Source organism: Companilactobacillus sp. FL22-3 (assembly GCF_054881455.1).
Genome location: NZ_JBTYYZ010000001.1, coordinates 211,002 through 229,733, shown reverse-complemented (window position 1 = coordinate 229,733; position 18,732 = coordinate 211,002). Strand labels below are relative to the sequence as shown.

The window sequence follows — 18,732 nt, the reverse complement described above, 5'->3', positions numbered from 1 at the left end:
AAAATGGTTAAAACAGTTCACGTTATTCCACATACCCATTGGGATCGCGAGTGATATTTTACTACCTCACGCTCAAAGGTATATTTACTCAAGGATTTAAGAAATGTAATAAATAACTTAGAAAATAATGTTGGATATGATCGTTTTATCTTGGATGGGCAATCTTCACTTATTACTGATTATCTAAAGTGGAGACCACAAGACGAAAATACAATTAAACAACTAGTATCGGATAAGAAGCTGATATTAGGACCATGGTACACTCAAACAGATCAATTTGTTATCTCTGGAGAGAGCATTGTCAGAAACCTTCAATGTGGCATGGATATAGCTAGTAAATTAGGTGGCTATATGAATGTTGGCTATGTTCCTGATTCATTTGGGCAGGAATCAAGTATGCCTCAAATTTACAAAGAGTTTGGTATTTCAGATACGATGTTTTGGAGAGGCGTGTCTGATGAAGACGTTAAACACAATGAGTATCTTTGGAAAGGTGAAGATGGTACAGAAGTAAATGTCTATCAAATACCTTGCGGATACTATATTGTCGGTGTTGTTGATGAGACTCAGCTTGATAAATTAATGCACCAAGAACCATTTTCATCACTGGTTAAAAGAGCTACTACCAATCATATACCACTTCCAAATGGCTTTGATCAAGCACCAGCCAGAAAGGATCTACCTCAATTAATTAGTAAATTGAATAAGATTGATAAAGATTTTCATTTTGAGGTTAGTTCCATTCAGGAATACATTGATGCTGTAAAGGATGAGAATCCTAAGCTAGAACAAATTAGTGGCGAATTGACTAATGGAAAGAATATGAGGATTCATAAATCTATTTATTCATCACGTTCAGACTTGAAAAAATTGAATACTCAAATTCAATATTATTTAGTTAATATCTTGGAACCAGTTTTGACTATGGGAGAGCACTACGGAATCGATTATCCTCGGGAGGCAGTTAATGATATTTGGGAATTAATGTTTGAAAATGCAGCCCATGATTCTATAGGATCTTGTGTATCTGATACGACTAATGAAGACGTTTATATGCGTTACAAGCAAGCTCGAGATATTAGTACAAACTTAGTTGAAGTCACATTACGTGAAATTGCGACTAGAATTAAAATGAATCAGAAGTATTCAATTAGTTTAACTGCGTTTAATACATTGCCAGTGGATAGGACTGAAATTACTCAAATTTCCTTCTACGCTCCATCCAAGGACTTTGAAATTATTGATGAAAATGATAATTCCATTGATTTTACAATTGAATCCGTTAAAGACGTTACTGATTATGTTTTGGAACAAACAATTCAACTAAATCCGGGTGAAAAGATTTATCGTCCTGAAAAAGTGTATAAAGTTGTTGCTTCTGTTTTTGTAAAAGATGTTCCAGCAATGGGATACAAACAGTTATATTTGAATGAATCAAGAGCACAGAATAAAGTTCTCAAGGAAAGTTCCAATAATAAGTTTGAAAATGATTACTTTGAAATTGAAATTCAAGATGATGGATCGCTTAATATCAAAGATAAGGAATCTGGAGTTGTTTATAAAAATCAGGCTATTCTTGAAGAGAATGGGGACGATGGTGATTCATTTAATTATTCTCCAGCAAAAAAAGATATGGTTATCTACTCAACAAATCAAAAAAGTAGTTTCACCATTGAAAAATCTGAATTAGCTTCGATTGCCAAGATACATTTTGACTTTAAAGTACCTCGTACTTTAGAAGACAGAGCTCATAAAGATTGTAATGTTGCAATGCCCGTTGATCTAGAGATTAGACTTAATAAAGCATCTTCTACAATCGGATTTAAAGTTTCAATTGATAATAATAAGCCTTTAGATCATCGTTTGTGCGTCGATTTTGCAACGGGAATTGCTTCTAAAGTTTCGTATGCGGATCAGCAATTTGGAGTAATTAAGCGTCCAGTATATCGTGAACAGGCAATGCAATTGTGGCAACAAAATAAGGATGAGTGGAATGAAAAACCAATTTCTATTGAAACTTGTCAGTCATTTGTTGCATTAGCAAATAATACGAATACTGTTGCTGTATTTCCCAAGGGGGTCAGAGAATACGAGATTATTGGAGACAACTATTCAACAATCAGATTAACTTTGTTTAGAACGTACGGCATGATGGGTAAAGTTGATTTATTATATCGTCCAGGTAGAGCTTCGGGGGAAAGAACTATTGCCACTCCAGCTGCAGAGTTAAATAAAAAACTTACTTTTGAATTTGGATTATTTATTGGAAATAGAAGTTTTGACTTGAGCAATGTCGCTAATAAGGCTAAAGTTTTTGATACCCCTGAACAATTTTACGAATATTCAGAGTTCTTAAATGGTCGCTTAATTTTTAATATGGATTCAGTTGATCGTATTTTAAACGAAGAAGATAGCATACTAGAGACTCAAGGTAACTTAGTCTTAAGTACTTTAAAGAAAGCCAACCATCGTAGTGGATATATTGCAAGATTTTATAATGGTGTTAGTGGAGTAACTCAAAATGATCAAATTATCTTTAAAAAGCATCCAACTAGAGTCGAGCAAGTTGATTTGAAAGAAGATAAGATTAGTGATCTTAAGGTAAGTAATAACACTGTTAAATTGGACAACATTGAACATGCTAAAATTGTAAGTATCTATTTCGAGTACTAATAATATAACCAATCTTCAAATAAAAATATTGAAGGTTGGTTTTTTATTAGATTAGTGACTGAATAAGGAGGAATGGAAAATTGCTCAAACTCTCTTATCCACGTTTAAAACAAATCTTGATAATAATTCTTTTAGCAAAAGTTGAAGTCCAAGGGAATGAATTGTCAAAGAGGTTAAAAGTTAGCACTAGAACGATTAGAACGGATATAAAAAGGCTTAATGCAGATATAGAAAGTTATCATGTATCAATTGAGAATCATCGTGGGAAAGGATATTTTATTCAACTAAATGAAAATTCAAAAATAGATCAAATAAAATCTGATTTGAAGGTTTTAGATAAACATGCTTCTTTAGAAACATCAAATGACAGAATCAAATATCTTTTAGCAAGTTTATTAGAGTCTGACAAGCCCCTGTCCATCGATAGTTTATTAGACAAATTATATATTAGTATTAATACTCTAAATAACTACATATCAGAATTAAAGAAAATACTAGATCAATATAATATAGAATTACATCATAAAGATGGTGGGTTAATTCTGGTCGGTGATGAGGAAGACAAACGTTATTGTTTTATTGAACAATTGGAAAACAAAAATTATCACGAATATATCTTAGGCTTTACTGAGAGTGAAAAACGTTTATTTAATAATATAAATCTACAGACTATTGATAAGTTTGTTAATGACTTTATTAGTTCAGTGATGGAAGATATTTCTGATTATAATAGAAAAAATATTGTCGTTCACGTGGCCTTGGCTATTTCTAGAATTAAGTCAGGACATGAATTGACAAATTTTAATAGTGATCTGATAGTTACAAAAGATTTTCAAAGCTCATTTGATCAATTGTTTTTTCAGTTGGAGAAGAGTTTGAAAATTATTATTCCACCATCTGAAAGAGAATATGTTAAATACCATGTGGCTTTGAATAATCCAGAAATAGTAAATGGATCTAGTTCAGCACAATCTGAAATGATAAGAAAATCTATACTACTTTTTTTGGATAAGATTAGAGATAACTATACATTCAATTTGTTAAATGATAATTTATTGATTAAAAATTTAACAGAGCATATCAAATCTGTGGTTAAGATAAAGGAATTAGTCCAAGGCAGAAAGAACCCCTTACTCGATGTAATTCAATCAACTTTCCCATTAGCATACGAAATGACAGCCACTTCGATAGGTATTTTAGAAAAACAATTAAATCTTGATTTATCGGAAGATGAGTTATCATTCATTACTTTGCACATAGGAGCTTCAATGGAACGAAATTATAGTAACCATTGGGAAAAGAGAAATGTTGCAATTATTTGTGGGTCTGGGACAGCTACAGCCATTTTATTAAGAATTAAATTAGAAAGTAGGTTTAGCGATTATTTAAATATCAATGGTGTATATTCATATGCCGATTATAAAAAATCAAATTATCCTCAAAATGTTGATTTTTTGATTTCAACTGTGCCAATTCTCAATAGCAAAATACCAGTGGTTCAAGTGGATTTAGCTAACTTCGCAAATGATAGTAAGGAACTTTATGATTTCATAACCTCAACGTCCAATGGACAACAGATTTTATATAATCTTTTCAATCCTAAATTAACATTTGTTAATAGTAAATTGAAAAGCAGAGAATCAGTTCTAAATTTTCTCTGTGACAAGTTGGAAACTCAAAATATTGTAAATTCAGATTTTAGAGAAAAAATGTTTCGGCGAGAGCATATGTACTCTACGGCTATTGGTGGTGGTATTGCCATTCCACATCCAATTAAATTTGCATCAAAAAAGTCTAAAGTTGCTTTTATGCAATTGAAACAGCCAATTAAGTGGGATAAAAATGGCAATGAAATCAATCTTATTTTTTTGTTGGCAATCAATGAGCAAGAATATCCCAAAGTTCAAACTTTGTTTAGTTTTTTGGTTGATTTACAAAATGACGTTCGTTTTGAGAATGCAATGAGTAAATGTATTAACTCGGAACAGGCTATTAAAGTGATTAATTCATTTATTCAGGATAGTGTCAATAAATAGTTATAATCATGATTTACATATCTCCAAGTTGCAAAAGAATTGAAAAAAATAAAAAAATTTCAGAAAAAACTTACGAAGAAAATTTTTTTCTGTTATATTAATCAATTGTTGCAACAAATGGAGGTAACTTATGAGTCAAACTCAAAAAATTAATACAAAACCTCTTCATCCATTATTATCATTAATGGGTGTTCTGATTGGTGGATTCGTCGGCATGTTCAGTGAAACTTCATTGAATATTGCTCTTCAATCTATTATGAAAGCTTTTAATATTGAAACAGGTACTGCTCAATGGTTAGTTACAGGCTATATGCTTGTAATTGCTATCGTTTTGCCTTTGTCCAGTCTCTTGACCAAACATTTCTCAACTAGAGGCTTGGTCAGATTTGGATTAATTGATTTTATTGTTGGTTCAATTATCGCCGCTGTAGCGTTTAATTTTCCAATGTTATTAGTTGGTCGAATGATTCAAGGTATTGCGACCGGAATTATTTTGCCACTAATGTTTTCTATTGCCATGAGAATATTCCCACCTAATAAATTGGGCGCTGCTTTAGGGATGGCAGCCTTAGTAATTATGTTTGCTCCTGCTATCGGGCCTACTATTTCCGGAATTATTTTGGGAGTTTCATCTTGGAGATTTATCTTCTGGTCATTCATTGTTTTCCTTTTGATCGGTTTAGTTATCATGGAAAAGAATTTAACGAATGTCTTTGAAGTCACAAAGCCAAAAGTTGATTGGGCAGCAATTGCTCTTTCTACGATCAGTTTCGGTTTAATTGTCTTTGGAATTAGTTTCCTAAGTAAAAATATGGCAATCGCTTTGGCTGCATTAGTTGTCGGTCTGATTTTCTTGGTTGTTTATATCAGACAACAATTACATGCTCAAACTCCAACTTTGGACTTTGCTGTTTTAAAGAATCCTAAATTCGTCACTGGTTCAGTTTTGGTCATGTTGAATTTTGGGATTACTTTGTCAGCGATGTACTTATTGCCAATGTACTTACAAAATGGTCTTGGCGTTGCGGTCGCTTTAACTGGGGTAGTGATGTTACCTGGTGGTGTGATCAATGCAGTTGTTTCTTTCGGAGCTGGTAAAGCTTACGATAAAATCGGTGCTAAGGTTATGTCTCGTTTAGGATTTTTGATCTCTATCATTGGTGCTGCAATGTTTATTTTCAGTAACTCACATAGTTCACTAGGCTATATCATTGCTGCACATATCGTCTTGATGATCGGGGTTCCACTAGCTATGTCACCATCACAGACTTATGGTTTGAACTCGCTTGATGCATATCAATCAGCTGATGGGTCAGCCATTATCAATACGTTCCAACAAGTTATTGGTGCGGTTGCGACCGGAATTGCTACCATTTTGTTGAGTACTGGTCAGTCCAATTACTTTGCAAATGGCGGAAGTTCATCGAAGTTAGCGTTTACTAATGGCGCTCACTACGGTTTTGTGTTTACATTAGTATTAGCTGTTTTTGGATTCATATTAGCATTCCGTGTGCATAATAAGAGCGAAGAAACAGTCAGTGCTAAGGAGTCAGAATCGGCAGTGGAAAAAACTGATGATTCTGCAGCCGAAGTAAACTAGTTGCGCAGTTTCTCGGTTAAAAACAATTGATACTAAGAAAACTGATCAAGATGATAATTGATTAGTTTTTTTTATGCCAAAGTAATTTATTCAACTAAAATTTACGGTTGAAATCTGAAATGAATTCTCTTATAATAATAGGGTTAATAAAATAAGTTAAATGTATAACAGGAAGGAGGGTTTTTTAGATGTCACAAAATACACATAAAGGTATGACTGGCCACCGCCGTCCTGTAAACCAAAAAAATGGTGCAGAAAAACGCGCTAAAACACAAGCTGTTCTTGACTTTTTAAAGAGTCGCGACACAAAAGAATCTAAATAATTATAAAAGCCTCTGGTCTTGATGATCAGGGGCTTTTTTTTACGGTTGAATGGTTTTGAGAAGTTTTAATTACCCCCAGATTTCGTCTTGGATTGATTTAACGAGTTTTAATTTGTCCCATTCTTGTTGTTCGGTCAAAATATTACCTTCTTCAGTGGAAGCAAATCCACATTGAGTTGATAACCATAGTCGATCCAAAGGCAAATACTGGCTGGCTTCTTTGATACGATCAATGACATCTTGGCGGTCTTCCAATTGGCCGGATTTAGTAGTTATTAGTCCTAAAACAACACGCTTGTTTCCAGAAACCTTGAGCAAAGGTTCAAAACCACCTGCACGTGTGGAATCATATTCTAAGAAGTAAGTGTCGACATTTTCTTTGGCAAATAAAGTATCTGCGACTGGTCCATAGCCGCCTGAAAAGGCAAAGTCAGAATGATAGTTGCCACGGCAAACGTGAGTATTGATCGTTAGATCCGCTGGTAAGTCTTTGATAGCGTTGTTATTCAAATCCAAGAGGATGTCTTGAATACCAGATTCAGCGTAAGCTTTGCCATCAGGTGTGGCTAAGAAACTATCATCTAAAAATAGTCCCCATGAACAATCGTCTAGTTGAATAACTCTAGCTCCTTCATCATAAAGGGCCACGATAGTGTCATGATAAGCTTTTTCAATATCGAGGTATAAGTCATTGATGTTGGGATAGAATTGCTTGATTTTGTCGTTATTAGTACCGCGGATCAATTCAATATACAACTGAGAAGGTGCAGGAATGGTCTGTTTAGGTTCGATATCCAAATTATCGGTTAATGACTTAAGATAGGCGAAATGCTTTAGGAAGGGATGATTAGGGTTGAACCTGATTTTTCCAGACAAAACGGCGGTATCGTCACGAGTTTCTTCATGGGCAAAATGATACCCCTCACCGTAATGAATATGATCGATTCCATCTAAACCCCAGAAGAAATCCAGATGCCAGTATGAGCGGCGGAATTCACCATCAGTAGCATAGTCTAAACCCACAGCGACTTCTTTATTAACGAGTTCCTTAATACTTTGATCTTCAACTGCTGTCAATTGTTCTTGAGTAATTTTTTTAGCAGCAAAGTCTTTTCGAGCCTGTTTCAGTTCGGCTGGTCGTAGAAAACTTCCTACATGTTGAAAACCAATTTTGTTTAATGTTTTTGTTGTCATAAGTGAATCCTCCTGAGTTTTAGTTTATTCAATTTAAAGGTAAAGAAGAGGTTAGAGTCATTTCAGTGCAGTGAATTGGGAACAAAAAAATCGTCCCTACATTAACAGAGCTTCTCTGCAATGTAGGGACGATCACCCGTGGTACCACCCTAATTTATATTTTGCTGACACAAAATACCTCAACGACACTAACATGTCCGGGATGATATCGCATCCTTGCGTACCTTCGGCTTTCACCTAGGTAAGACTCCAAGCTCATCTTCAATCAACGTTTGTTCCATCTTTTCACTCACCGATGGTCACTCTGCAAACTACTAGTTGATCTACTCTTCTCTTCAACGTCTAATTAAATTAAATAAGTTTTAATTATTTATTGGTGAATAATCTACACCTGGTTTTGATATTTGTCAAACTAAGATTTGAAATTACTGGATCAATTTGTCAGCATTCAATTCAAGAATTCGATTGAGGCGGACGATTTTAGTATTTTTACGATACTTGGCTGTCCCTGATTCAAAAATGGAGAAGATAGTTTCATCATTAGAAGCTAATTGTTCCAGATAAGGTGGTGCAGGGATATCTTTGAGAGGTTTTGTATCCAAATTAAAGTCAAAACCATTAGTTGGTGCATTGAAAACTAAAATGTGTGAGCTTTTGGGACCGTAGGATTTGGATAATAAGATCTTGTCTTTATAAAAGGCAATTCCTTGCATTTTACTGTCCAAGGAATAAGTTTGTTCGGGTTGAGCTAGCTTTCGTTGTTTCAAAACCTTCAAGGTTTTGTTTTTGTCGATATCCAAAGTACCGTTTTCGTTGACACTGTATCTAGCTAAGAGACCATCTTTTTTCTTATCAAAGAAGCCGATAAATAATGAATTCTTATGTTATGAAACAAATGAAGCTTCTGGAATTGTTCCTAAATTGATACTTTGCTTGTAAGTGATAGGTTTTTTGGTATTTTTGACATTATAATTTTCAATTTTGTCGAGGCCAATACTGGAGATTTGAGCGTGTTTTTTGCCATTGACAGTTGTGATCCACAAATTTTTATTTTCGGCATCATAAGCCAAACCACCAGCATGTGGATGCCCTTTAAGTACAATCGTCTTACTGAATTTTCTAGTGTCCTTGTCTAAAACATAAATTACGGAATTATTTTGATGATGGCGATCATAAGCTGAAATCAGCAAATAATTGTCAGCCAAAACTAAGCCCTGGGGGTCCATATTTTTGGCCGATACGACTGCCCCTTGTTTATTCAAAGTAGTTGTATGATTTAAATTGGGAATGATAAAATTCTGACCAGCTTCATCCAAACGAGTGTATTGGTAAAAGTCTGGATATTTCTTTTTCAAGATTTTCTTTAATTCACTTTGAGTGTAAACTGTAGTGCCTTGTTGTGCTCTTTGATTATGAATATAAAAAAAGGAAATCCCAGCTACAATAATTACTATTAGCGCAACGAAAATCCCTCTCATTTTTTTGGATTTCATAATTTCCCCCTCTAATTAATATTCAAAAACTATATTTAGTTTATAGCCAGAGAGAATAATCAGTCAATTAATATGAAACCCTTTTCAATTTAAAAGTTAAAGCTAAGGCCACGATTAGAAAACCTAGACAGGCAAGAAATCCCGCTTGAATACCGACTGCTTGATTGGTGGTACTGTTAGTAATTATTTTGTCAGCTAAGGTAATCACAGCAATGATTATTGCTGTCCCAAAGGATGCAGCAATCTGCCTCAAGGTATTGAACGTTGCTACACCGTCAGACAGAAACTCTTTGGGAACAGCGCTCAAGGCATGCGTTTGAATTGGAATCAGGATTAAGACTAAGCCTAATTGGCGAATTAATTGACCTAAAGTCAACATCAAAACGGAAGCATTGACATCGATGACAGCTTGCATGAAAGTTCCAAAGCAGTCGATCAAAACTCCGGTGAGAACGATTCTTCGGATGGGGTATTTATCAAACAGCCTACCGCTGACGGGTGACATGAAACCAGTTAGGATAGCTCCAGGTAAAAGCGCTAGTCCTGAAACTAACGGGCTCTTGTGTAAGATCATCTGTATCATTAACGGTAAAAGAATCGTATTACCATACATGGTTAAAACAATCAGCATATTGATCGTAGTAGCAAGGGTAAATTGAGCGTGTTTGAATATTTCGAAGTTGATGATTGGTTTAGTGGATTTGTTTTCTAAAATGGAGAAGATAGCTATGAGGGCTATTCCAATCAAGGTAAAGCCAATTACGGGAAAGGTTAGGAAGTTTGTTTGTCCGATATTTGAGAAACCACTGAGGAGGAACAGTAAACCTAAACTGATTGTGATCAAACTAGGGACGTCAAATTGTGGATTTTGGTTGGTTTCAATTTGTGGTAATTGCCAGATCGACAAAATTACTACTAAGATAATGAAAGGCAGAATTAAGATAAATAAATATTGCCAAGGAAAGTACTCTAAAATCACTCCTGACAACGTAGGACCGATGATGGGGGAGAAATTAAAAGCCAGACCGATAATCCCCATAACAGCTCCTTGTTTACTTCTGGTAGTATATTTCATTGCTAAGACGTTGACTAACGGCATCATCATACCAGTCCCGATTGCTTGGATCATTCGACCGATGATCACCATAATGAAAGTGTTGCCCAGTGCTCCCAGAATCGTTCCGATTAAGAAAACTGAACTGAAGGTAATAAATAGGTGTCGGAAGGAAAATTTCTTTATGAAAAAGGCACTAGTAGGTATCATGATGGCATTGACTAAAGTATAGCCATTAGTTAACCACTGTACGGTAGAAGAATTGACGTTAAAGACTCGCATAAAGGTTGGTAATGCTGTGTTCATCAGAGTAGAGCACAAAACACCAAAGAAGGTCCCAAAGACCATGATAAAAAGTGATTTCTTGATTTGTTTCGACATGTTTAATGCTCCTAAATAAAAAGTAGTAACTTATTTAGTTTAGTTATTCCAAGCTAGATGGTCAACACGACAAAAAGAGCAGCAACCCGATTTTGAGTTGCTGCTCTTTTTAGCCAAAGCACAAGAAACTGTGCTTTTATTCCGCATTTTTACTGTAATAGTATGTATCGGTATTTTTATTGATTATAAGTTTAATTTTGTATAAACGTCGCTAGGAATATCTTTTTGGAAAACTTCTTTGTATGAATAAACGTAACTCCCCTTGGTATCTAGTTCTAGATAATGTCCTTGCTTCAACTTGCCCATACCAAGGAATTGAATGGGATGTTCTTGTCCATCTTTGTCATAACTCTTTAAATCATAAGTGTAGTTACCGTAACCATCAGTATCCTTAGCAGATTTATTATCGATCTTGACGTATTTAGGCTCACGCTTGACCAAAATATTATAGGCATTGAATGCTTGAGCTACCTGACTAGTATTGTCTTTACTGTAGAAACAAGCTCCGAAATATCCCACCATCATTACTACTAAACCTAATAAAAAAACTCTTAATAAACTTCTCATTTGAATTACCTCCTGAAAAGTATATTAAGGGTTTTGATATTTTTTCTACATTTGATTCACTAACATTACTCTTACAGATTTGTAAGCTAATTGTTACCACCAATCAAAGTTAAGCGTATAGTCTACAATTCTGTTGAACAACTTTGCTATAAGTCTCATAATATAGCGCCTCCAACATCATAAACTTTAATTCTTAAGTTCATTATAGTTCTCTTTGAAAGCGCTATCAAATATTTTCTTTGCTAATTTTACGAATTACTGCCAAGGGAACTAGTTAAGGTCCAAGTAAGAGTTCCTGTATATGTACCACTAGTATTGGAACCTGTTTGTTTCAAAAGTAATCCCGAATTATCGGTCCAGTTCTTAGAAATGTCAGTTTCAATTAGATTATTACTGATTGTAGAGTCTGATTCAATCAAAGTTGGAGAGCTAGTTAAATCCTGAGAGTTAGAAGCTTCTGAATGCTTATAAACGACATTACCATTGAAAGCTTGGCCACCTTGAGCCAAACCATTAGAAGAAACGCTCAATTTCCAAGGATCTTGTCTACTTGAGATTGATAGATCGAAATTAGTTTTACGTTTTAGTATTCGAGAAGTACTGAAGGTATTAGTACTCTGGAATGTCAGATTTTTTGTTACCGTCATGCTTAGTAAGTGATCTTCATGAATATTTACATTGTAGGTAACGCTGTTCGAAACCAAACCGGTCTCACGGTCATAGGCGGTTACAGTGACCTTTTGAGTGGTGTTGGCTGGGAAGAGATCCCAGAAATCATTGACAGTAGAATCAGCAGCAATTAAGGATTTCAGAGGGACTGAGCCATTGTAAGTTTTTAGATCACTAGATAAATTGGCACCTGTTTCAACTGTGTGATAAGTATGGCCATTAACGGTGACGGTATAATTCATCGAGCTATTTTGGTCAAAAGTATTACCATTACTATATTTCAATTGTGTAGGTAACGTTAAATCTGTATTAGCTTTCTTGTAATATAGATCGATATCACCACTAGGGTTTGCTAATTGTAACGTATAATCCTTTTTGCCTTTGATAATAAACTTAGGTGAACTAGTTGAGACGATGGCTTCATTACCGGTGAAGACCGATGGTGCCGGTCCAACTTTTAGATCCGAAGTAGTAGGATTATTTGCTTGTCCATTGATACTAATCTTAACTTTGTCAAAGTCAGCACCACTTTGAGCACCTAAAGCTTTACTCAATGTGAAGTTTAATTGTTGTGCAGTTAATTGGGAACCGCTGATATAGTCAGTTGATGTTTTGTTAGTTAACGTGTTTGTATAAGTTATTGTAGCAATATTACCGTTGGTATCAGCTTTATAGTTGATATTTGTTGGCAAATTCATTTTAGCAATTACATTAGTCCAGTTCTTACGGCTAGCTTCACGATCAACATCTAAATTGTAATCAAGCGTCAGGTCATCGCCATTGTTTACGGTCTCGACATCTGAAGTGGAATCATCATAGATTACCTTATTTAAATTATGATCAGTAATAGTTGTTGATGGAGTTACTGTAACCAAAGCTGGAATTGATTCAAAGACAACTAGTTTATTGTAAGTAGTAGGATTTTTAGGATTGCCAGAAAGGCTCGCTGTAGCTGTATTTGAACCGGTGAATCCCCAATACACCTTGCCATCTGAACCAGCATTTAAAACTTTGGGATCGACTGTGAAAGTTTTATCTAAATATTCATAGTCACTATTATTAGCATTAGCATTTAGAGTACCATCTAGATATTTATCATTTATTTGGTATTCAAGTTGATTGGTTTTACCACCGTCAGTTGATTTATGCCAAGTAATAGTAACATGATGCCAATACAAAGGATTATGCTGGAGATCAGTACCATCTACTAAGTCAGATACCTTAGTACCTGAATGGAAAACAGAATATGCTTGATCAAAGCCCTTAAAATTGTTAATGAGTAAAGAGAGAAGGTCATTACTTAAATTTTGGGAACCAACGCGTCCCAAGGCGTAAGATTCTTTTTTACCAGGATAAGTTAAGGCAATATGACCAAATGGACCTGCGGCACCGAGTTTTGTATCTTTTGGATACCCATCGGGAGCGGTGATTTTGCCTGTTGTGTCGGCTGTGTCATATCCGTTTAATGTGTAATCATATGTACCCAAGCCACTACCTTTTTGAAGTGGTAGTGGTGAATTTTCACTTGTTACATCATTTGTTAAGGAATCAAATTCCAAAGCCATACTGTTTTGCACAGCAGTTGAAGCGATGTAGTCAGTTGATGGTAAACGGGAATAGAAAAATGGTAAATAGGTAGACTTATCGTATCCATAGACGCCTAACCCTTGATCACCTGCACCAATAGCATTAGTTTTTCTAGGATCATTCTGCAAGACAAAAGCCATACCTTGACCGTTTAAAGAGGCATTATCACCAGCAGCCCCGAAATATAACCAGGCAGAGATGGTTTCTGTTTGATTGATATTAAAATAGTTGTCATTAGACTGATTGGACCAAGATACGCCATAGGTACCATTACCGTTGGTTAAACCAAGAATCGTATTATTTCGATAAGTAGTTGCGGAATTAGTATTGTATGGATTATTATCCCCATAGACCGTGGGATTGGTTGGCAAAACAAAGTATTTGGATATATCAAGACCAGGTGGAGCTGAATTAATCGCATTCTGATTATCATCGGTATCGGCCAAAATTTGGGTCGTTTTTATTGGGAATAAAAGTGAAAATAAGAGCACGATAAATGAACCAACAACCAACCTCAGGCCGTTTTTCAAGAACCTCATAAATATTCCTCCCCTTTTTAAATATAAAAAAAATTATATATATTCCTCTTTGTAATTATAGCGGGGATGGATAATAAAAATATTTCATTTTTGTATAGAAAAATTATTGAGATATGATTTATTAATATAGATTGTTATTTATAAAAATGTGTGTTATAAAATATATAAATGTTATTTTTTAAAACAAAACAGAACTAAAAAAAGCCTTAACTTGTCTAGAGAATTATTTTCTGACAGGTTAAGGCCATTTTTTACCGCTAATATTTGATAATCACTATTATTTTTGAGTGTCGACAACTGTAGCTGGAGTGGAACCTTCAATCAGCTGCTTGTTGGAATCAAATGCGGTCGTGATCATATTGTGAATTGCCGTTTCCGTGTAAAAAGCGCTATGAGGAGTAATAATAACGTTGATGCGATTAGCTAAATTTTTGATTTTGGCGTCGGGAATATTCTCGGGACTGCTCCAAACCTTGCCAAAGACTGCATTCTCGTTATCTAAAACGTCCAAGCCGGCACCAGCAACTTTGCCACTATCTAAACCTTTAATCAAAGCATCAGTATCGATCAATTCGCCACGGGCACAGTTAATAATATAAACTCCGTCTTTCATTTGGGCGATAGCTTGGTCGTCGATCATATGTTTATTGCTATCGAACAAAGGTACATGAAGTGTGACGATATCTGATTGCTTGTAAAGCTCTTCTAAGCTATCAACGTAGAGACCAAGTTTTTCGATATCTTCATTATGATAGACATCATAAGCGACTACTTTAGCACCGAAGCCTTGTAAAATTTGAATAACCACGCGGCCAATGTGACCTGTGCCAATGACACCTACAGTTTGTTCACGATATTCTTTACCAATTGTTGGAGCCCAGGTGAAGTCACCGTTATCAAATTTTTGGTCGAATTCAGGTACACGACGAAGCAAACGTCCCATTAACAGAACTGTATGTTCAGCAATGGCATTAGGTGAATAGACGGGCACATTTGTTAAAGTGAAATCTAAATCGTTAAGATCGGTGAAATTAAAATTATCGACACCTACATTACGGATTGAAATAAATTTAATTCCCAGTTTTTGTAAAACTTCCAAAGCTTCACGAGTGTAAGCAGCGGTTTGTAAGGTAACGACACCATCTGCACCCTCAGCTAAGCGAGCTGAATCGGCCGTCAAAATATTTTCCGTGAAAGCTACCTCAACTTCAGGATTATTTTCCTGCCACTTTTTGAGTGAAGGTTGTTCATCCTCACGAATACCATAAGCAAAAATTTTCATCTGTGTTCCTCCTTGAATAGCATGTATAAGTATATTAAAACAGAATTTTCGTAGTGCTTCAAAAAAATGCCCTCTGAATTCACATTAGAATCAGAGAGCATTTTGTTTAATTACTTGTTGAAGAAATCATCCGACATCGTCATAACGGTTCAAGACATAAATCGCAAGAACTACGATGATGGCACCGATAATTTCTGGTAAGTTCACAACATATTTCAAGAAAATAATACTTAAAATTAGGGTAGTAAATGGTTGTACAGCATCAGTAATACTTACGATTGCTGCAGTTGTGTATTTCGTACTTAGAACCATCAGTAAGAAGGCAGAAACTGTACCAATTAAGATAACTGTACCTACACCTAGAATACTAGCAGTATTCATTTTAGGGGGGTTGACCCAAATGGGATTAAAGCAGTTAGCGATGATTCCCGCTAATAACATACCCCAACCGGTGATTAAAATACCGTGGTATTTAGCAATCAGTTTTTGAGGAATTGTAATGTACAAGGCAGCAGTGATACCACTACCGATTCCCCAGATGACTGATACCAAAGGAATAGATAGATGACTAAGGTTTCCACGAGTGATCATCAAGACGACCCCGACCAAAGCCAGTGCAAAAGAGATTACATCGATTCGAGAGGTCTTTTTCTTTGTGAAAATAATTGCCCCAATCATGATAAAGAGTGGCGATAAGTATTGCAAGATGGTTGCAGTTGATGAATTACCAGTTTGAATTGACAAGAAGAATGTATACATATTAGCCAATAGTCCAAAGACTGAGAAGCTCAATAATGTTAACAGATCTTTCCAATTCTTGAAAACAGCAAAGAATTGATTTTTTGGCAAAACAATTAAGCCGACGATCAATAGAATGATTCCAGCTACAGTTGTTCTAGTGCCAATGAACCACATTGCCGGGATGTTAAGATTCTTAGCAACAACTTGTAAAACAGTACCTGAAATTCCCCAGAGAGCAGAAGCACAAAACGCTAACCAGAAACCACGGTTAAGTGTTTTCTTAGCTAAGTTTTTACTTTCTTCCATTAAAAATATCCTCCTAAAAACTAATAGAACTATTATACCTGTGCTTATTTGATTTTGACTATCATTTTTTTCAATTTGTGAAAATCAGGTGGGATGAATCTGCCCCAAAGCTATGATACTTAAGGATTTCTGTGCTTAAATATTGATAAAATAATTTAGAATCTTCCAGAAAAATCAAAGATGAATTTCAATAATTTTAATTTGGTATGAATTGTCTGGGGCGACAACAGTCACGGTATCGTTCACTTTGTGGTGGTTCAAAGCCTTGCCAATTGGGGATGTAAAGGAGATTTTGTTTTTTTCCAAGTTGGCCTCTTGTTTACCAACTAGCTGGTAGGTGATCTGCTCATGGTCGTCTAAGAACTCAATTGTTACGAATTTACCGATATCTAATTGGTCATTATCTTCTGGTTGAACGACATCGGCATACTGTAATTGTTTTGATAGATAGTGCAGACGCCCGTTTAATCTGCCCAATTCTTGTTTAGCAGTTGTATACTCGGCATTTTCAGAGCGGTCACCAAGTGCAGCTGCAGCAGCTAGGTTTTTAATCTTTTGGGGGCGTTGTTTTTTCAATTCCTTGATTTCTAATTCAATGGCTTTGTAGCCAGCTGGAGTCATTTTATTGAATGTTGGTTCCATGTCTAAAACCTCGTATTTAATGAATTTCTATCATCAATTTAGCGTAATTTAGTATAGAAATCAAAAAACATCTGCTGACTATTATAAAATCAGCAGATGTCTTAATTGCATCTATGATAACTAACGATATTTCGTTAAGCTTCAAGATAATTGATTAAAGGTTTTCGTCCATGTTAAATGTAAGTTTTGAAAGGTTGATACCTTTTGTATAGAGTTCACCAAATAGTTTGTGAGCCTTATCTTGCATTTCTTTAACAACAGCTTGGTTTCTGTCAGTTAAGAATTCTGTTAATTCATCGCCAGAATAGTTAGCCGCCAGTTTATCTGTTTCAGCAACGGCCATACGAAGATCTTGACGAACTTCTGTTAAGTAGTCGATGTCGTCTTGAATGAATTCAGAATAGTTTGATTCAACAAGAACTGACAAAGCGTTATACATCCAGTATGCATCCTTGAAATTGAACTTGAGTGAAGCGTCGTTATATGATGGGTCAGTTTCGTTCATATTAGTGTAGAAAGGAATGTAAGGTGTGAATGTAGGGAAGCCGATACATAACCACATGATAGCTGCAAATTCTTCTGGGACATCGTTTCTGATTTGAAGAACATGTGAGTTTTGAGTTCTGTTCAAACCAATTGGACGGTAACGGTGCTTATCTTCATCAGAAGCATATGGGCTATATGGATCGTAAGGTGTTTCGTTGTAGTGAGAACCAAGAACATATTCAATATCGTCAACTGAAATCTTGTGATCTGTCTTCATGATGAATGGTAATTCGCCATCTTCAGGGTCTTGTTCGATTTCTGGATTGAAGAACTTTTGGCCGAACCAAACACGTGGTGTGTTATAGTGACGGTCTTTCAAGTTATCTGTACCAAAGATATGTCTGAAGTTCCAACCAGTTTTATCAGTATTTAAGTGGTTCTTTTCGACGAATTCTTGGATACCTTCGGACCACATGAATTCATCAGGTTTGTTAAAGTCGACTTGTTGAATTGAAACACGGTTAGCACATACGGCATAACTGTCATCAGGAATTCTTTGAGCTACCCAGTGATGACCAGTAACGATTTCCATATACCAAACGTCATTTTTATCACTGAATAGAACTGAGTTACCAGCTGGTGAACCAAACTTCTTGATCAATTCGCCGGTACGTTCAACAGCTCCTCTAGCTGAATCAACGTAAGGAAGAACCATACGTACGATGACATCTTCATCCATACCGTCTTTAACTAATGGGTCAAAAGCTAAAGCACGTTCGTTACCATAAGTACTTTCAGTAGCTGACATGGCAACGTTCTTTCCATTGATACCACTTTCGTCATAGTAACCGAATTTCTTGTAATCAACGTTAGGAACGGCTGGCCATTTGTAACCATTTTCTGGAACTTCTGATTCAAAGCCATTCAACCATGACTTAACCTTACGTCCTTTTTCGCCCTTAACAGCAGGGTTTAAAACAAAACTGTGTGGTGCTACAGCAAAGAATGTATCGTCATTTCTGGCAATCATTGTTGAACCGTCTAAACTGGCGTCTTTACCAACTAAAATAGTTGTACAAGCGTCATCTAAATGATTTTTCTTCATTATAAGAATTCCTCCTCTTCATACTCATCTCATTTTAGCATAACTAAACTTAAG

The 18,732-nt window shown here is 35.6% G+C and carries 13 protein-coding genes and 1 pseudogene; 4 read left to right on the top strand and 10 right to left on the bottom strand.

Going from position 1 to position 18,732, the window contains the following annotated elements; translation table 11 throughout:
- Positions 1 to 3: 3 nt before the first annotated feature.
- From ACYT32_RS01050 to ACYT32_RS01035, 4 genes and pseudogenes are all read left to right on the top strand, one after another.
- Positions 4 to 2,673: pseudogene (locus tag ACYT32_RS01050) on the top strand (glycoside hydrolase family 38 N-terminal domain-containing protein).
- Positions 2,674 to 2,753: 80 nt separating this feature from the next.
- Positions 2,754 to 4,709, top strand: coding sequence for a BglG family transcription antiterminator (locus ACYT32_RS01045; protein WP_395264086.1), 1,956 nt, complete (start codon positions 2,754 to 2,756; stop codon positions 4,707 to 4,709).
- A 130-nt stretch (positions 4,710 to 4,839) separates the two neighbouring features.
- A complete protein-coding gene (locus ACYT32_RS01040; RefSeq protein ID WP_395264085.1) occupies positions 4,840 to 6,309 on the top strand; it encodes an MFS transporter in 1,470 nt (489 codons plus the stop codon).
- 188 nt (positions 6,310 to 6,497) lie between these two features.
- Positions 6,498 to 6,632 carry a hypothetical protein gene (locus ACYT32_RS01035; RefSeq protein WP_395264084.1) on the top strand — a complete coding sequence of 45 codons (135 nt, stop codon included), beginning with the start codon at positions 6,498 to 6,500 and terminating at the stop codon, positions 6,630 to 6,632.
- A gap of 69 nt (positions 6,633 to 6,701) precedes the next feature.
- Here the strand turns inward: ACYT32_RS01035 and ACYT32_RS01030 are convergent, their stop codons facing one another.
- The 10 genes from ACYT32_RS01030 to ACYT32_RS00985 form a co-directional block, all read right to left on the bottom strand.
- Complete coding sequence (locus ACYT32_RS01030; protein WP_395264083.1) at positions 6,702 to 7,826, bottom strand: 5-methyltetrahydropteroyltriglutamate--homocysteine S-methyltransferase; 1,125 nt, start codon at positions 7,824 to 7,826, stop codon at positions 6,702 to 6,704.
- A gap of 425 nt (positions 7,827 to 8,251) precedes the next feature.
- Positions 8,252 to 8,626, bottom strand: a complete 375-nt coding sequence (locus ACYT32_RS01025; protein ID WP_395264082.1) for a hypothetical protein — start codon at positions 8,624 to 8,626, stop codon at positions 8,252 to 8,254.
- An 84-nt stretch (positions 8,627 to 8,710) separates the two neighbouring features.
- On the bottom strand, positions 8,711 to 9,319 hold the full coding sequence (locus tag ACYT32_RS01020; RefSeq protein ID WP_395264081.1) for a YncE family protein: 609 nt from the start codon (positions 9,317 to 9,319) through the stop codon (positions 8,711 to 8,713).
- Positions 9,320 to 9,386: 67 nt separating this feature from the next.
- Complete coding sequence (locus ACYT32_RS01015; RefSeq protein ID WP_395264080.1) at positions 9,387 to 10,754, bottom strand: DHA2 family efflux MFS transporter permease subunit; 1,368 nt, start codon at positions 10,752 to 10,754, stop codon at positions 9,387 to 9,389.
- Positions 10,755 to 10,937: 183 nt separating this feature from the next.
- On the bottom strand, positions 10,938 to 11,321 hold the full coding sequence (locus ACYT32_RS01010) for a YxeA family protein (protein WP_395264079.1): 384 nt from the start codon (positions 11,319 to 11,321) through the stop codon (positions 10,938 to 10,940).
- A 248-nt stretch (positions 11,322 to 11,569) separates the two neighbouring features.
- Complete coding sequence (locus tag ACYT32_RS01005; protein ID WP_395264078.1) at positions 11,570 to 14,116, bottom strand: hypothetical protein; 2,547 nt, start codon at positions 14,114 to 14,116, stop codon at positions 11,570 to 11,572.
- Positions 14,117 to 14,393: 277 nt separating this feature from the next.
- Positions 14,394 to 15,398, bottom strand: coding sequence for a D-2-hydroxyacid dehydrogenase (locus tag ACYT32_RS01000; protein ID WP_395264077.1), 1,005 nt, complete (start codon positions 15,396 to 15,398; stop codon positions 14,394 to 14,396).
- Between the two features lie 126 nt (positions 15,399 to 15,524).
- Positions 15,525 to 16,445 (bottom strand): DMT family transporter, encoded by a 921-nt coding sequence (locus ACYT32_RS00995; protein WP_395264076.1) that lies wholly within the window; start codon positions 16,443 to 16,445, stop codon positions 15,525 to 15,527.
- 174 nt (positions 16,446 to 16,619) lie between these two features.
- The gene (greA, locus tag ACYT32_RS00990) at positions 16,620 to 17,087 is read right to left on the bottom strand and encodes a transcription elongation factor GreA (protein ID WP_395264074.1); all 468 of its coding nucleotides are present in this window, start codon (positions 17,085 to 17,087) and stop codon (positions 16,620 to 16,622) included.
- A gap of 154 nt (positions 17,088 to 17,241) precedes the next feature.
- Positions 17,242 to 18,678: a C69 family dipeptidase gene (locus ACYT32_RS00985; protein ID WP_395264073.1), complete on the bottom strand. Its 1,437-nt coding sequence runs from the start codon at positions 18,676 to 18,678 to the stop codon at positions 17,242 to 17,244.
- Positions 18,679 to 18,732: the final 54 nt, after the last annotated feature.

Excerpts from the sequence above, each read along its gene's own strand:
- ACYT32_RS01040 (WP_395264085.1), top strand. The coding sequence starts at position 4,840 with ATGAGTCAAACTCAAAAAATTAATACAAAACCTCTTCATCCATTATTA.
- ACYT32_RS01035 (WP_395264084.1), top strand. The coding sequence starts at position 6,498 with ATGTCACAAAATACACATAAAGGTATGACTGGCCACCGCCGTCCTGTA.
- ACYT32_RS01030 (WP_395264083.1), bottom strand. The coding sequence starts at position 7,826 with ATGACAACAAAAACATTAAACAAAATTGGTTTTCAACATGTAGGAAGT.
- ACYT32_RS01020 (WP_395264081.1), bottom strand. The coding sequence starts at position 9,319 with ATGAAATCCAAAAAAATGAGAGGGATTTTCGTTGCGCTAATAGTAATT.
- ACYT32_RS01015 (WP_395264080.1), bottom strand. The coding sequence starts at position 10,754 with ATGTCGAAACAAATCAAGAAATCACTTTTTATCATGGTCTTTGGGACC.
- ACYT32_RS01010 (WP_395264079.1), bottom strand. The coding sequence starts at position 11,321 with ATGAGAAGTTTATTAAGAGTTTTTTTATTAGGTTTAGTAGTAATGATG.
- ACYT32_RS01005 (WP_395264078.1), bottom strand. The coding sequence starts at position 14,116 with ATGAGGTTCTTGAAAAACGGCCTGAGGTTGGTTGTTGGTTCATTTATC.
- ACYT32_RS01000 (WP_395264077.1), bottom strand. The coding sequence starts at position 15,398 with ATGAAAATTTTTGCTTATGGTATTCGTGAGGATGAACAACCTTCACTC.
- ACYT32_RS00995 (WP_395264076.1), bottom strand. The coding sequence starts at position 16,445 with ATGGAAGAAAGTAAAAACTTAGCTAAGAAAACACTTAACCGTGGTTTC.
- greA (WP_395264074.1), bottom strand. The coding sequence starts at position 17,087 with ATGGAACCAACATTCAATAAAATGACTCCAGCTGGCTACAAAGCCATT.
- ACYT32_RS00985 (WP_395264073.1), bottom strand. The coding sequence starts at position 18,678 with ATGAAGAAAAATCATTTAGATGACGCTTGTACAACTATTTTAGTTGGT.